The organism is Haloplanus salinarum, assembly GCF_024498175.1.
Classification (GTDB): Archaea; Halobacteriota; Halobacteria; order Halobacteriales; family Haloferacaceae; genus Haloplanus; species Haloplanus salinarum.
Genome location: NZ_CP101823.1, coordinates 1929156 through 1942023 on the forward strand (window position 1 = coordinate 1929156; position 12868 = coordinate 1942023).

Genomic DNA, 12868 nt, shown 5'->3' on the forward strand with positions numbered 1-12868 from the left:
GAGTGATAGGTCACGAGATGAGACACGAATCGACGGTCTACACGTACCCCAGATCCCGCAGCTGTTGCTCCACGTCGCCGGACAGGTCAGCCTCCACGTCGCCCTCCACGGCGGGGAACCGTTCGACCGCGTCCTCACACGCGGTACGCAACGCCGCTGGCGCGTCCGACACGTCGACGGCCTCGTCGCCCCGATACGCGCTCACCGCTCCGCGTGAGTCCGCGACGACCTTCCACTCGCCGTCGAAGCCCAGGACGGTGTGTGTCAGCGATTCCCGTTCGACGAACCAGTCCTCGAAGTAGTCGTAGTTCCGCATCGACTCCTCGTGGTAGGGGTTCGCCGGTAACTCGAAGAACACGGGATCGTCGTCGAAGTAGTCGTCCCACGTGGCGCCGCCGACGTCGAGGAAGGATTCGAGGTCACCGGTGAGCAGATCGTAGAGCGCGCGGAGCGAGGTGCGGTCCTCGATGGTCCGTGCATCGAGGTCGGGGTGGGCCACGATCAGCGGGACCGTCCAGAGATGTTCGTTCAGAGCGTCGAGATGTCCCATGCTCCGCTCGCCGCGGAGGTCCGTCTCGCCGAGGCCCTCGCCGTGATCGGAGGTGACCACGACCACCGTCTCGTCGCGGACGCCGGCGTCCTCCAAAGCCTGCAGCAAGCGCCCGACCTGTTCGTCGACGCTCCGTACCTCCGCGCGGTAGGCGGCCCGAACGAGTTCGACGTCGTCCTCGTCGATGTCGCCCGCGAAGAACTGGTTGCGGAAGGTGCGGGCGTTCGAGAGATTCGGCGACATGGTGCGCAGATCCTCGAGTTCCCACCGGCCGTCCGCCACCGCACGAAAGTGTTCTTCTGGCGGCTCGTACGGGTAGTGTGTGTCCATGTAGTTCGCGAAGGCGAATAGCGGTTCCGAACGGTCCGCTGTCCGCTCAATTTCGTCGACGAGGAGGTCGGTCGAGCGGGTCGATGCCCGTGTCAGGAAGCCGTAGGAGTCGGCATCGATCAGCGGAAGGTAGTCGCGGTAGCCGTACCGCCGGTCGAGTTCGAGGGCGACGGCACGGCTGAAGTTGTCGAGGCTAGCGAGCGGGCGGTCGTGTGTGGCGGCGTCGACGAGCGTCCGTACGTAGTCCCGCGGCCGGGGCGTCCGCTCCTCCTGAATCTTGCGGACGTGCGCGAAGGGGTTCAGACCCCGCGGGTTGAGTGGACGGCGCGTCTCGTAGAAGCGGTCGAATCCCGAGTCGAAGCCGTGCGAACTGGAAGCATAGATGTTCGCGGTGACACCGACGGTGTCGAACCCGCCGGCGGCGAGTGCGTCGACTAGGGGGAGTTGGGCGAGGTGGTGTTCGCGGTGGTAGTAGCCGTGTTCGTGGGGCCACTCGCCGGTGAAGAGGGAGGTGTGCGCCGGGAGCGACCAGTTCGCGGGGGTGACGCAGGCGTCGAAGGAGAGGTTCTCCTCGCCGAGGGCGTGGATGTTTGGGGCGTCGGCCTCGGTGATGGCGTCGAGTCGCAGACAGTCGAGGACGAGACACAGGACGTTCGGGTTCCCCATCTCGCCTACACTCATAGTCGTCGAGTTCAAATACGTATCGTTCCGGGAATCAGAGATATCCCAACTCTTTCAGGTGACTCTGGACGTCGGAATCGAGCACCTGATCGCCGGCGGCGACGGTCGGGTCGGGGTCGACGGCGTCGAACGTCGACGCAACCACGTTCTCGTCGTGGTCCACTGTTCGGCGTTCGAGCCCGTTCGGAATTACCTGCGTCAACGCACTCCCGTGTCGCCGGGAGAACTTCCACACCGCACCGTCGCGCCACTCGTAGACGGCGCGCCACGGGCCGCCGTACCGATCGCGGTTCGAGCACGCGTCGGGGAGTTCGTCGTCGGGAGACTGGACGCGCTCGGTCGAGACGAGGACCGGTTCGTCGGGATCGAAGCCGAGCGACGTGTCACCGTCGTCGGAGTCGATCACGCTCCGAACGACCGCCGGAAACCGCGTCAGCGTCGCCGGACGGTCGACCGATTTCCCCGCTTGCTGACCCGGATACTTGACCACGAGCGGGACGTGCGTCACCGCCTCGGAGACGGACCAACTGTGATCGACGAGTTCGACGGTCGGCTCCAGTTCGCTCGGCTCGCCGAACCCCTCACCGTGATCGCTGGTGACGACGACGAGAGTGTCGTCGAGTTCGCCACGTTCCGCCAGTGTCCCGAGGAGACGATCGAGATGAGCGTCCGCCTGTCTGATCGCGCCGTCGTACAGTGCCTCGAAGGCCCGCAGTTTCCAGAGATACTCGCCCGAGAGGAACGTCGTCGAGTAGGGGCCGTGCGTCTCGCGGTGTAGCCGACGGAGCGTGGAGCCGCCCCATCGGTCGAACTCCTCGTCGGGACGGTAGGGGTAGTGGGCGTCCATCAGGTTGAGACAGGCCGCCCACGGCCCTTCGCGGTCGGCGTGCCAGTCGAGGAACTCGGGGACGTACGTCGCACCCGACTCGTCGATCGCGAAACGGTCGAGCGTGTCGTAGGCGAGTTCGGCGGCCCCGTTGACGAGCGATCGGAGGGGGGTCCCGCTGGTGACCGACAGACGGAGGTACTCGAGTTTCGTCGTGTCGTTGATGTTCTCCACGTCCGACGGCGAGAACGCGTCGGGGAACGGATCCGACCGCCGATCCTTCGGGCCGACGACGGTGTCGAAGGCGTCACCGAAGTTCGACGAGCGGGTGATGACGGCGTTGGGGGTGAAGAGTCCGGTATCGTAGCCCCGCTCGCCGAGCTCGGCCCAGACCGTCCGCGACGGGTCGATCTTCGCGCCGTGTGTCGTCAGGCCGTGTGCCGCGACGTGGACGCCAGTGAAGATGCTGGCGTGACTAGCGAGGCTATGGATACCCGGGGCTCGCGCCTGGCGGTAATCCGTCGCCCGCTCGGCGAAGGCCGTCAGGTTCGGCGTCGTCTCCCGGCGGTATCCGTGGAGGCTCGTGTTCCGTGCCCGGACGCTGTCGAGGACGACCAGCAGGACGTTCGGGGCCATCGCGTGTAGGCCTGAGGAACCGAGCGGCGATAATAACGCTGGCGAAGCGCCACGGCCGGAGCCGAAAGTATTTGCAACCCCGCCGACCACGATGTCCCATGAAGGCAGTCATCCTCGCGGCCGGCAAGGGCACCCGTCTCCGCCCGCTCACCGAGGACAAACCGAAGGTCCTCGTCGAAGTCGACGGCAAGCCGCTGATCGAGTACGCGTTCGACTCGTTGATCGACGTCGGCGTCGACGTCTCGGAGTTCGTCGTCGTCGTGGGCTACAAGAAAGAGCAGATCATGGAGCGGTACGACGACGAGTACCGGGGCGTGCCGATCACCTACGCCCACCAGCGCGAGCAGTTGGGGCTCGCCCACGCGCTGTTGACGGCGGAGCCGTACGTCGACGACGACTTCGTGCTCATGCTCGGGGACAACGTCTTCGAGGCGAACCTGGGCGACGTCGTCAACCGGCAGGGCGAGGAGCGTGCCGACGCCGCCTTCCTCGTCGAGGAGGTGCCGTGGGAGGAGGCGAGTCGCTACGGCGTCTGTGACACCAACGAGTACGGCGAGATTACCCGCGTCGTCGAGAAGCCCGACGACCCGCCCTCGAACCTGGTGATGACCGGCTTCTACACCTTCACGCCCGCCATCTTCCACGCCTGTCACCTAGTGCAGCCGTCGGATCGCGGCGAGTACGAACTGCCCGACGCCATCGACCTGTTGATCCAGAGCGGGCGCACCATCGACGCCATCCGGATGGACGGCTGGCGCATCGACGTGGGCTACCCGGAGGACCGCGAGGCGGCGGAGGAGCGACTCGCCGAGGGGGCCGCCGACGCCGAGGCCACCCCCGAGTAGCCCGGCGAACCCGCAGGCCGGATGGGAACGCCTTTTTGCCCGCCCCATCGAGTCACACACCCATGTCCGACCCCGACGGCGTCTGCGTGCTCGTCCCAACCCTCGACGAGGCCGAGACCATCGGCGACGTGGTGACCGAGTTCCGAGCCGAGGGGTACGACGACGTCCTCGTGATCGACGGGGGATCGGCCGACGACACCCGAGAGGTGGCCCGCGAGGCCGGCGCCCGTGTGGTCGAGCAATCGGGATCGGGGAAGGGACAGGCGGTCCGCGAGGCCGTCGAACGCCACATCGACGCACCGTACGTCCTCATGCTCGACGGCGACGGGACCTACCGCGCCGACGACGCGGACGCGATGCTCGAACCCCTCCGCGCGGGCGAGGCCGAACACGTGATCGGGAACCGCTTCGCCGACATGCGCTCGGGGGCGATGACGGTGCTCAACCGCATCGGCAACCGCCTCATCAACGGGGCCTTCGGACACATTCACGGCGAGTCCTTCGGGGACATCCTCTCGGGGTATCGGGCCTTCACCCAGGCGTCCTTCGAGCGGATGCACCTCACCGCCGACGGGTTCGGCATCGAGACGGAGATGGCCGTCGAGTGTGCCAAACGCGGCATCTCGACGACGGTGGTACCCATCACCTACCTCCCGCGACCCGCGGGGTCGAACACCAACCTCCACCCCATCCGCGACGGCGGGATCATCATCCTCGAACTCTACCGCCGGGCCAAGACCAACAACCCGCTGTTTTACTTCGGGAGCATCGGCGCCGTCTCGACGGTCTCGGGCGGGGTGATCGCCGCGTACGTCGGCGTGGAGTGGGTCACCCGACGGATCTCCCACGAGGTGCTCGCCGTCGTCGCCGCCTTCGCCATCCTCGTCGGCGTCCAACTCCTGATGTTCGGCGTGCTCGCGGACCTGATCCTCTCCCTGCACCGCGAGCGGATTCGGGACGGGGACGGCCGGTAAGCCCGGAGGCGAGTCGGTCCGCCCCGGATCAGCCGACGAACCGGGGACCACACGTGTCGATGAAACTGAATAAAGCCGGGTTAAATCGGTCTCGTGGTTTACACGTCTGCACGGTTGATTACGACGAAGGGAGTACCACCTCGACGGCCAACGCATGGATCAGTACACGGTTCTGGCGCTCGTCGTGGGGCTGCTCCTGATCGCGTCCCTGTGCGCGGTCGTCGTGGCCGGTCGTCTGGGGAGGGTCGGGATCCGCGGGGCGACGAGCGACGAGGGGACGGCGAACGCGTCCGATCGGGGACCCGCCACCGCGGGCGCTGACGCTGACGCCCGCGACCGCGCCCGAACGGCCGAGAACGGCCGCGACCGCGCCCCCGGTCGGATCACCGAGGACGACCGCGAACGGATGCGCAGGCACCTGAACAAACCTCGGGCGCGCCGACAGCCGGAGGATCTGCTGCCGTCGGACGAGGACACCGACTCGGACGGGTCGTGACCGTGGCGCCTCGGGAACGGTCGCCTTCGGGAGAAGGTACAAACCCGCCGCCGCCCGTCTTTCGGGTATGCGCGACCTCGACGAGACGGATCTGGCGATACTGCAGGCCCTGATGGGGAACGCCCGGAAACCGTGGGCCGAGATCGCGGAGACGGTCGACCTCTCGCCGCCCGCGGTGTCGGACCGCGTCGACCGCCTCCAGGAGATGGGCGTCGTCCGCCGGTTCACCGTCGACATCGACCGCTCGAAACTCCGCGAGGGGGTGCCGGTGCTGGTCCGCGTCGAGACGCCGACGGCCGCCGTCGACGACGCCCGGGCGAGTCTGCGGGAGGCCGAGGCGGTCGAACACCTGTTCACGACCGCGGAGCGCGACCTGATCTGTTATGCCCGCATCCCGGACGGGGACGTCCCCCGGTGGCTCGACGCGACGCTCGCGGCGGACGCCGTCGATGACTACACGGTGACGCTCCTGACCGAGGGGGAGTGGACGCCGACGGTCGGCGGCACCGGGTTCGCCCTCTCGTGTGCCGAGTGTGGCAACACCGTGACGAGCGAGGGGACGACCGCCCGGATCGGCGGGGAACGCCACCAGTTCTGCTGTCCGTCCTGCGAGCGCCGGTTCGCGGAGCGATACGAGCGGTTCGACGAGGGCGCCGGCGACGGCGCCGAGTGATCGTCCGAACCGTTGATTAGGGTGCCGGCCGTCGTGCCGGGCGATGTCGGACGAGGGCGGCGTCCCGTGGCGATCCGGGCGGCTCTATCTCCTCCTGGCGACGGCCGCGGTGGCACCGCTCGACGTGAACATCGTGGGGCCGGCGCTCCCCGCCATCGCCGACGCCTTCGGCGTCTCGAGCACGCGGAGCGGCCTCGTCATCACCGCCTTCGCCGTCCCGGGAGCCGTCCTCGCGCCGGTGGTGGGGATGTACGCAGACCGCCTCGGACGCCGCCGAGTGGTCGTTCCCTGTCTGCTGATCTTCGGCGTCGCGGGCGTGGCCGTGACGCTGGCGACGGAGTTCTGGATGGTGCTCGCCCTCCGGGCGATACAGGGGAGCGTCGGCGGGAGCATCCTCGCCTCGCTGACGCTTGCGCTCGTCGGCGACTACTACGAGGGCACGCGTCGCAACGCCGTGATGGGCGCCGTCAGCGCGGGGATCTCCTTCAGCGCCGCCGGCGGTCCCGTCCTCGGCGGGACGCTGGCGACCCGGTCCTGGGACGCCCCGTTTCTCCTCTACGGGTCGAGCGTCGTCGTCGCCGTCCTCGTCGTCCGGTATCTCGACCCGCCGACGGCCGGCGGCGAGGGTCGGCACGACGGCTCGTACCTGCGCGACGCGGTGGCGTCGCTGCCGACGCGGGAGGCGCTGACGCTCTACGGCGCGACGCTCGCGAGTTTCGCGCTCTTCTTCGGCGGCGTCCTCACCGCCGTCCCGTTCCTGCTGGAGGGAACCTACGGCCTCGAATCGGGGCGGATCGGTGCGCTGGTGACGGGCGCGATGTTGCTCGCGGCGGTGGTGGCGGTGTGCAACGGCCGGATCGCCCGCCACCTCTCGGATCTGGGGATCGTCACCCTCGGGTTCGTCTGTTACGCCGCCGGGCTCCTGGGCGTCTGGGCGGCGCCCTCCGCGCCCGGCGTCCTCCTCGCGCTCTGCGTGTTCGGCGCCGGCCACGGACTCGTCCTCCCGTCGGTCGCGTCCGCGTTGTCATCGATCGCCGGCCCCGAGTTCCGCGGGGGCGTCATGAGCCTGCGAACGAGCGTCGTCCTCGGGGCACAGGCCGTCGGGCCGCCGCTGTTTACGCTGCCCGCGACGGAACTCGGTGTGGGGTACGAACTCCCGCTCGGGGTCGCCGGGGTGGCCGCCGGCGTCGGCGCCCTCGCCCTGTTCGTCGCCGCCGGCGGCCGAGCGGGCGTCCGCGTCGCCCCGGAGTGAATCCGGGCGGGCGCCAAAGGGCAACGTTTAGGCCGCCTCCGCGGGGTGAGTCACGCATGTCCGAGACAGTGCTCCTCGTCGGCGGCGGCGGGCGCGAACACGCCATCGCCCGCGCCGTCGCGCCGGACTGTGACCTCTATGCCTGTGCGAGCAACCGCAACCCCGGCATCGCCGACCTGGCCGCGGAGGTCCGATCGATCGACGAGACCGACGCCGACGCCGTCGTCGACTTCGCGACGGACGTCGACGCCACGCTCGCGGTGATCGGCCCCGAGTCCGCCCTCGCGGCGGGGGTCGCCGACGCCCTCGACGCCGCCGGCGTCTACGCCTTCGGGCCGGGGGCCGAGGCGGCACGCATCGAGACGGACAAGGCCTACCAGCGGCGGTTCATGCGGGAGAACGACGTCCCCGGCTGTCCCGACTTCGAGACGTTCGAGGACACGGAAGCCGCCTGCGAGTACATCGACGACTACGACGGTCACTTGGCCGTGAAGCCCGCCGGCCTCACCGGCGGCAAGGGCGTCCGCGTCACCGGCGACCAGGTGACGAAAGCCGAGGCCAAGGAGTACCTCCGTGCGTCGGACTACGACCGCGTTGTCCTCGAGGAACGGCTGGTGGGCGAGGAGTTCACCGTCCAAGCGTTCGTAGCGAACGGGTCGGTGCGGGTCACGCCGGCCGTCCAGGACCACAAGCGCGCCTACGAGGGCGACGAGGGGCCGAACACCGGCGGCATGGGGAGCTACAGCGACGCCGACCCCACGCTCCCGTTCATGGACGCGACGGACTACGAGGCCGCCGTCGACGTCCTGACGGCGACGGTCGACGCCCTCCCCGAGTACAAGGGCGTCCTCTACGGCCAGTTCATGCTCACCGCCGACGGCGTCCGCGTCGTGGAGTTCAACGCCCGCTTCGGCGACCCCGAGGCGATGAACACCCTGCCGGTCATGGAGACGCCCTTCCTCGACGTGCTCACGGCCGCCCGGGACGGCGACGCCCTCCCCGACCTCGAGTTCTCGTCGCGGGCCACGGTCTGTAAATACGCCGTCCCCGCGGGCTACCCGACCGACCCCGAGTCCGGCGCCCGGATCGACGTCGACGAGGACAGCGTCGCGCGCGCGGCGGCCGAACACGGCACCGACGCCGGCGATGCGCTCCTCTTCTACGCGAGCGTCGACGCCCGCGAGGACGGCCTCTACACCACCACCTCCCGGGCCTTCGCGGTCGTCGGTGTCGACGGGACCATCGGCGACGCCGAGGCCATCGCCGACGCGGCGCTGGACGCCGCCGGCGACGGGCTGCGGGTGCGCGAGGACATCGGCAAACCCGCGCTCGTACAGCGGCGGATCGACCACGTCGAGCGGCTCCGGGAGTGAGGCTGCCGGGCGTCGACTGCGGGATCGAGACGGTCAACGGTCCGACGAATCGAGAGGCGCATGACGGACGTGTGACGGTCTGCAAACCTTTATTTCGTCACGTCTCGTCGTTCCGTCAATGGCGACGTTACGGGATTCTCTGGGTGACCTCGTGGCGGACGTCGACGGTCTGTTCCTGTTTTCCCCGTCGGCCCCCCACTACGAGCGGTTCGACGACGTCGACGTGACGCAGGTGGTGATCGCCGCCGAGAACGGTGTCGGCGCTGACGCGTTCGTCGAACTCCCGCTGGGGTTCGAGAACGTCCGCGACCGGATCAAGTTCGGTATCGAGGGGGCGATGGAGCAGGGGTTCGTCGCCGAGGGAGACACCGTCGCCTGCTCGCTGGCGATGTTCGGCGACGACGCCGACACGGTGGTCCGGATACGGGTCGACGAGTCGGTGCGGTCGGGGGTCTACGACCTGTTCATCGACTCGCGGGCCGAACCGGGCGTCGTCCGCGACGTCTTCGAGGTGGCCATCGACCTCGGCAAGAAGGGGCAGAAGGGCAAACCCGTGGGGGCGCTGTTCGTCGTCGGCGACGCGGGCAAGGTGATGAACAAGTCCCGGCCGCTCAGCTACAACCCCTTCGAGAAGTCCCACGTCCACGTCGGCGACCCCATCGTGAACGTGATGCTCAAGGAGTTCTCGCGGCTCGACGGGGCCTTCGTCGTCTCCGATGCGGGCAAGATCGTCTCGGCGTACCGCTATCTGGAACCCTCCGCCGAGGGCGTCGACATCCCGAAGGGACTCGGGGCGCGTCACATGGCGGGCGGCGCGATCACCCGGGACACCAACGCCATCGCCATCGTCCTCTCGGAGTCCGACGGGATGGTCCGGGCGTTCAAGCGCGGCGATCTGATCCTGGAGATCGATCCGGAGGAGTACTGAGATGCAAGGCGGGTCGGTTCGAGCGGCCCTGTCGGCGGTTCCGCTCCGGTTCTGGCTGGCCCTCGGGACGCTCGTTCTCGGCGTCCTCCTCGGCTGGCTGGTCCGGATCGTCACCCGGCGACTCCTCCGGCGGGCCGGCGTCCCCGGTGCCATCGAGGGGACCACCTTCGAGCGAACCGCCCGCGAGTTCGGCACCTCGACGGTGGCGATCCTCGGGGCCATCGCCGGCTACTTCGTCTTCGGCATCGCGGTCTTCGCCGCCATCGCCGTCGCCGAAATCGAGTACGTCGCCCAGTTCTGGAACGCCGTCGCCGGCTTCCTGCCCCAGCTGTTCCTGGCGGTGATCGTCCTCATCGTCGGCGTCGTCCTCGGGGACAAGGTGGAGCTGGTGGTCTCCGAACGGTTCCGCGGGGTGAAGCTCCCGCAGGTGAGCGTCCTCCCGCTGGTGGCGAAATACAGCGTCTTCTATCTCGCGGCCCTGATCGCCCTCGGCCAGGTCGGCGTCGCGACCGCCGCCCTGATCGTCCTGCTCGCGGCCTACGTCTTCGCGCTCGTCTTCCTCGGCGGCCTCGCGTTCCGGCAGTTGCTCTCGGCCGGCGCGGTCGGTGCGTATCTCCTCCTGCACCAGCCCTACACCATCGGCGACGAGATCCGGGTCGGCGAGGTCCGGGGGATCGTCCAGGAGATGGACCTCTTCGTCACTCACGTCGAGGCCGACGACGAGGAGTACGTCCTCCCGAACAACAAGGTGTTCGCCGACGGCTTCGCACGGATCCGGACCTGAGCGCGCCGCCGGTGCCGGGTTCGCGATGGCGGGGACGGGTGTCGACGACGGCCCGCCGGGCTCACTCGCCGTCGCCGTCGCCGTCACCGCCACCGACGCCGCCGTCGACCGGCCGGGCCGGCACCCCCGCGACGGTCGTCCCCGGCGACACGTCGCCGGTCACCAGGGAGTTCGCCGCCACCTTCGCGTCCGCACCGACCTCGACGCCGGGGAGGACGACCGTCCCCGCGCCGATCATCGCCCGTTCGCCGATCACCACCTCGCCGGTCCGGTACTCCGCCTGCAGGAACTCGTGACAGAGGAGCGTGGCGTCGTAGCCGACGACTGCGTCGGCCCGGATCGTCAGGAGTTCGGGCCAGAACACGTCGGGGGTCGCCTCCAGGCCGACGGCAACCCCGGGTTCGACCGTCGCGCCGAGGCGTCGCAGGACCCAGTTTTTCAGCCGCAGGCTCGGGGCGATCCGGATCACCCAGACCGCGAGGTAGTTCAGAACGACCCGGAGCGGGCCCTTGGCCTCCGTCCAGTGCCACAGCGAGTTCCGCGGCCCGGCCGTCGGGATCCGGTCGAGGCGGTCGTGTCGCCGGGCGGCGTCCGAATCGCTCACGCCCCCACTTCGGGAGCCGCCGTCTTGAATCCCGTTACCGCCGGGCGACCGATCGGTCCGAATCGACCGTCCCGACGATGAGGTAGGCGGCCGGGAGACAGCCGAGGAGGGTACCGACGCCGACTACCAGCCAGGCGTAGCGGTTCGGTGGGGTGAGAACGAGCGCGACGGCGGTGGGGACGCCCGCTACCACCAGCGCCAGCGTCAGCCGTTCGGCCGACGCCATCTATCTGACCGCGGCGTCCCGGCCGAGCGTCTTCGAGACGTACGGCCCGTCCTGGTGGTAGCCGAGCTTGTCGCGGTAGTAGCGGCGAACGCCGATGCCGCTGATGACGCTCACCTTGTCGTAGCCGGCCTCGGCGGCCAGTTCCTCGGCGCGTTCGAGGAGTCGGCGGCCGTAGCCGCGGTGTTGCCAGTCGCCGTCCCCCTCGTCGCGGATGCCCGCCTCGCTCCCGTAGACGTGGAGTTCGCGCACGAGGGCGGCGTCGTCGAGTTCTGGCCGCACCGGGTCGTTCGGGAAGCGCAGGCGGCAGAAGCCGATCAGCAGGTCCGCTGCGGGGTCCTCGAAGCTGAGGAAGTGTTCGGTCCCGCCGCCGGCCTCGTAGGTCAGCGTTTGGAGTTCCACCCGCTCCGGATCCGGGTCGGCGTCGTTGTGTCCGACCTCGCGGGCGCGGATGTCCCGTGGCGTGATGCCCCGCTCTTCGGCCCGCTGGGTCGCCAGCTGTCGGAGGTTCGATTTCCAGACGCCGGCGTCGATGTGGTCGGCGGGGATGTCCCGCTGGACCCGCTGGAGGCGAGTGTATTCGGGGATCAGATCCATCACCTCGGCGACGAGGTCCGCGGCCGTGTCGTTGTCCAGTGGCTCGAAGTCGTCGCGGCGCCACATGTCGTACGTGCGGGTGCCGCGGACGACCAACGTGGGGTAGATCTTCAGGTAGTCGGGGCGCCAGCGCGGGTCCTCGAAGAGCTGTCGGAAGTCCTCCAGACACATCGCCTCGGTCATGCCCGGCTGGCCCGGCATCATGTGGAACCCGACCTTGAACGCGGCGTCGCGCAGGCGACGGTTGGCGTCGATGGAAGCCTGCACGCCGTGGCCGCGGTGCATCTCGCGGTTGATCCGCTCGTAGGTGGTCTGGACGCCCACCTCCACCTTCGTGCCCCCGAGTCGGAGCATCCGGTCGATCTGTTCGGGGCCACACCAGTCGGGCTTGGTCTCGAAGGTGGTGCCGACGTTGCGCACGTCGGCCGTCTCGTTCTCGGCGATGACGTCCGCCAGGTATCGAAAGTCGGGGTCGTCCTCCGCGAAGCTCCGCCCCTCCGCGGGGTTCGGTGTCGCGTCGACGTCGTAGTCGTTCAGCGCCTCCAGCGCCCGCTTGACGAACCACTCCTGGTAGTCGTGGCTCCGGGCGGTCATCGTTCCGCCCATCAGGATGAGTTCGACCTTGTCGACCGGGTGACCGATGTGTCTGAGCTGTTCGAGCCGAAGGGTCACCTGTCCGTACGGGTCGTAGTCGTTCTGTTCGCCCCGCGCCGCGGCCGGTTCGTGGCCCGTGTAGCTCTGGGCGCTCCCGAACTCGGAGGCGGGGCCGCCGGGACAGTAGAGGCACTTCCCGTGGGGGCACATGTGCGGCGAGGTCATGATCGCGACGGGCGAGACGCCGGAGGCGGTGCGGACGGGCTTGCGGCGGACGACCGCCTGCACCTCGTCGCGTCGCTCCTCGGGCGCGTACTGGAGGATGTGGGCGTTCTTCGGCACCTTCGCGGCGCCGTGTTCGGAACAGGCGTCGAGCTTCGCCGACTCGAGGTCGTCGCGCTCGAGGTCGCCGTCGAGGATGCGCTCGACGAGGTCCGCACACACCCGGTCGAACGCCTCGCTCGGGGCGTCGACGCCAACGCTGTCGGTCATCGTCACCGTG

The 12868-nt window shown here is 69.1% G+C and carries 13 protein-coding genes; 8 read left to right on the forward strand and 5 right to left on the reverse strand.

The genetic code is table 11. The annotated features are described in order from the left end of the window. Positions 1-37: 37 nt before the first annotated feature. The gene (locus tag NO364_RS09975; RefSeq protein ID WP_257627424.1) at positions 38-1561 is read right to left on the reverse strand and encodes a sulfatase-like hydrolase/transferase; all 1524 of its coding nucleotides are present in this window, start codon (positions 1559-1561) and stop codon (positions 38-40) included. 34 nt (positions 1562-1595) lie between these two features. Then, positions 1596-3023 (reverse strand): sulfatase, encoded by a 1428-nt coding sequence (locus NO364_RS09980; RefSeq protein WP_257627425.1) that lies wholly within the window; start codon positions 3021-3023, stop codon positions 1596-1598. 98 nt (positions 3024-3121) lie between these two features. Between NO364_RS09980 and aglF the strand changes: the two genes are divergently transcribed. The 8 genes from aglF to NO364_RS10020 all read left to right on the forward strand — a co-directional run bounded on the left by aglF (position 3122) and on the right by NO364_RS10020 (position 10348). Beyond that, positions 3122-3868 (forward strand): UTP--glucose-1-phosphate uridylyltransferase AglF, encoded by a 747-nt coding sequence (aglF, locus tag NO364_RS09985; protein WP_257627426.1) that lies wholly within the window; start codon positions 3122-3124, stop codon positions 3866-3868. 62 nt (positions 3869-3930) lie between these two features. Further along, entirely contained in the window at positions 3931-4842 is a 912-nt protein-coding gene (gene aglJ, locus NO364_RS09990; protein ID WP_257627427.1) for an S-layer glycoprotein N-glycosyltransferase AglJ, read from the forward strand. Between the two features lie 154 nt (positions 4843-4996). Then, positions 4997-5338: a hypothetical protein gene (locus NO364_RS09995; protein WP_257627428.1), complete on the forward strand. Its 342-nt coding sequence runs from the start codon at positions 4997-4999 to the stop codon at positions 5336-5338. A 67-nt stretch (positions 5339-5405) separates the two neighbouring features. After that, the gene (locus tag NO364_RS10000) at positions 5406-6011 is read left to right on the forward strand and encodes a winged helix-turn-helix transcriptional regulator (protein WP_257627429.1); all 606 of its coding nucleotides are present in this window, start codon (positions 5406-5408) and stop codon (positions 6009-6011) included. A 43-nt stretch (positions 6012-6054) separates the two neighbouring features. After that, positions 6055-7263: an MFS transporter gene (locus NO364_RS10005; protein WP_257627430.1), complete on the forward strand. Its 1209-nt coding sequence runs from the start codon at positions 6055-6057 to the stop codon at positions 7261-7263. Between the two features lie 56 nt (positions 7264-7319). Next, positions 7320-8636, forward strand: coding sequence for a phosphoribosylamine--glycine ligase (gene purD / locus NO364_RS10010; protein WP_257627431.1), 1317 nt, complete (start codon positions 7320-7322; stop codon positions 8634-8636). A gap of 118 nt (positions 8637-8754) precedes the next feature. Then, positions 8755-9564, forward strand: a complete 810-nt coding sequence (gene dacZ, locus NO364_RS10015) for a diadenylate cyclase DacZ (protein ID WP_257627432.1) — start codon at positions 8755-8757, stop codon at positions 9562-9564. A 1-nt stretch (position 9565) separates the two neighbouring features. Beyond that, a complete protein-coding gene (locus tag NO364_RS10020; RefSeq protein WP_257627433.1) occupies positions 9566-10348 on the forward strand; it encodes a mechanosensitive ion channel domain-containing protein in 783 nt (260 codons plus the stop codon). 61 nt (positions 10349-10409) lie between these two features. Here NO364_RS10020 and NO364_RS10025 read toward each other — a convergent pair whose 3' ends face one another. From NO364_RS10025 to NO364_RS10035, 3 genes are read right to left on the reverse strand one after another with little or no spacing between them, the layout of a single operon-like run. Next, positions 10410-10952 carry an acyltransferase gene (locus NO364_RS10025; RefSeq protein WP_257627434.1) on the reverse strand — a complete coding sequence of 181 codons (543 nt, stop codon included), beginning with the start codon at positions 10950-10952 and terminating at the stop codon, positions 10410-10412. Between the two features lie 34 nt (positions 10953-10986). After that, positions 10987-11178 (reverse strand): hypothetical protein, encoded by a 192-nt coding sequence (locus tag NO364_RS10030; RefSeq protein ID WP_257627435.1) that lies wholly within the window; start codon positions 11176-11178, stop codon positions 10987-10989. Then, entirely contained in the window at positions 11179-12858 is a 1680-nt protein-coding gene (locus NO364_RS10035; RefSeq protein ID WP_257627436.1) for a tRNA uridine(34) 5-carboxymethylaminomethyl modification radical SAM/GNAT enzyme Elp3, read from the reverse strand. Positions 12859-12868 lie beyond the last annotated feature (10 nt).